The organism is Luteibacter sp., assembly GCF_051958795.1.
Classification (GTDB): domain Bacteria; phylum Pseudomonadota; class Gammaproteobacteria; order Xanthomonadales; family Rhodanobacteraceae; genus Luteibacter.
The window spans coordinates 1-2429 of the sequence record NZ_JBQCFT010000104.1; the positions used below are offsets into that span (position 1 = coordinate 1).

Genomic DNA, 2429 nt, shown 5'->3' on the forward strand with positions numbered 1-2429 from the left:
GGGGGTGCCGGGGCGGTGCCGGTGGGCGCGGGCCGCCGCGGGGGGGGGGGGGCGGGCGGGGGGGGCGCGGCCCGCGCCCGCGCCCCCCGCCCCCCCCCCCCCCCCCCGCCCCCCCCCCGCCCCCCCCCCCCCCCCCCCCCCCCCCCCCCCCCCCCCCCCCCCCCCCCCCCCCCCCACGACGGTGGGGCTGCTCCCCGGCGGGCCTTGCGCACGCTATGCTCCGGCTTTCCCGGCAGGAGCCGGATGAACCCAGGGGATACCGAGCAATGATTGCCCGTCGTACCGTACTGCTTGCCGCAGCCATTTCCGCCGCGCTGGGCCTGGTGGCCTGCCACAAGAAAGACGAGGCGCCCGCCGCCGATCCAAAGGCTATCGCCGCCGCCCAGGCCGCGCTGTCGTCGCCGGCATGGCTGCGCCAGCACCTGCCCGCGCAGACCGTCGCCTACGTCCGCATCCCTTCGCCGTGGGGCATGGTGAATGCCGTGCCGAATGGCCGTCCGCTCGATGCGGCGCTTTCCGCGAAGGCGAACCTCGATGCGGTGGCCGGCGTGCGCGACGCGCTCGCGAAGGACAAGGTGCTGGCCGACCTGAAGATCGCGCCAGCCGTGAACCTGCTCCTGGGTGACCTGCGTTCGCCGCTGGAAATCGCGGTGATCGACCCCGTCGGCATCCCCTCCCCCGCATCGCATGGCCTCGTCACCGCGGTGCTGGATTTCCCGAACGTCGAGGCGTTCAACGCCCGGCTCGCCGCGCTCTCGCCGAACAGCCCGCTCCTCGCGGCACCGCTGGATGCCCAGGGCAATGGCCAGCTCGCGAGTGGCACCGGCGCGGTGCACTACGACGCCGGCCAGCGACGCGTCTGGATCAGCGTCGGCGTGCCGATGCCAAAGGGCCCGGCGCCGGGTGACCCGGCGACGCTCGCCAGCCTCATCGCGGACGTCGGCAAGGCCTCGGCGACCACCGCTCCACCCCTGCTCAGCGCCCTCGAAGCCCGCATCGACACCTCGGGCGAAGGCCTGTTCGGCTGGATAACGGTGCGTGGCGTGGGCGCCGTGGCCGCGGCGCAGGCCGGCGATTCGCCGCTCGGCAAGCTGCCGGCCGATTTCGCCGCCAAGGCCGATGCCATCGCCTTCGGTGCCGGCACGGTCAACGGCCGCGGCCAGGCGCAGTTCCTGATCCATTCGCCACAGGCGCGGCTGCTCCAGTACCTCGCCCCGTCGTCCTTCGCGCCCACCTTCAAGACCGTGGGTGAAGCGCACTGGGCCTTCACCTTCGCGGCCCCCACCGCCGATGCGTGGAAGGCCATGGCCGGCAACCTCAACCTCGACTTCGGCCCGGAGGGGGCGAAGAAGATCGGCGAGTTCGGCGACAAGATGCAGAAGCGCCTGCACATGGCGCCCACCGATTACTTCAGCTGGTTCGGCCCGGAATACGTGTTCTTCGCCGATGACGCCGGCACCTACACGGCCGTGCGCGTGCGCGACTGGAAGGCCTGGCGCGATCGCATCGCGCAGAACGCCCAGTTCGGCTGGAAGACCGGCACGACGAAGGTGGACGGCGCCGAGGTGCACTGGATGACCGCGCCGACGGCGATCGACGACCAGATCGAGCCGAATACCCCGCCTGAGGTACAGGGCATCATGCGCCTGTTCGCGCGCACCGGCGGCCGCGCCTGGTGGGTCGAGGAAGGCGACTGGGCCATCTTCGCCAAGGTGCCGCAAGCCCTGTCGGATCGCGTCGCCGCGGGCCCGGACGCCTCGATGGAGGACTGGTTCAAGGCCCACGCCTTCCCGGGCCAGCGCACCGTCATGGGCTTCACGGCGACCAGCCATGGCGCCCAGCGCGATGCCTATTACACCTACCTGTCGATCCTCCAGGCCGTCCAGGGCCTCTCGGGCTCCGACGCCAACGTGTCGGCGCTGCCTTCCGCCCACACCCTTGGCCTGCCCGACAAGGGCGTGGTCGGCGCCGGGCTCGAGATCGACAAGGAGACCCTGGGCTTCTCGGTGACCTATGAGCAGTCGCCGGTGGAAATCGCGGGCATGGGCGGTGGCGCCACGGGCATGGCCGCGGTGGCCTCCGCCGCGATCATCGCCGCCATCGCGATCCCCCAGTACCAGGTCTACACGATCCGCAGCCAGGTCGGCGCCGCCGAAACCTCGATGGCGGCCGTGAAGGCCGCGGTCGCCGAACACCGCCTCACCACCGGCAAGTTCCCCGCGAACAACGCCGCGGCCGGCCTGGGCAAGCCCGAGACGCTGGGCGATGACTACCTGGGCAGCATCGAGATCGTCCCGGGCGGCGAGATCGTGGGCGCCTTCGACACCACCCCGCCCCACAAGGCCGATGCGAAGCTCGAAGGCGGCGTGCTGATCATGACCCCGGCCGTCGAGGGCAAGTCGGTCCAGTGGCGCTGCTCGGCCGAAGGG

General features: G+C 72.3%; 1 protein-coding gene. It reads left to right on the forward strand.

Translation table 11 applies throughout. The features are described 5' to 3' along the window. Positions 1–266: 266 nt before the first annotated feature. On the forward strand, positions 267–2429 hold a 2163-nt coding region (locus tag ACTHLF_RS05685; RefSeq protein ID WP_440325608.1), incomplete at its 3' end, for a pilin.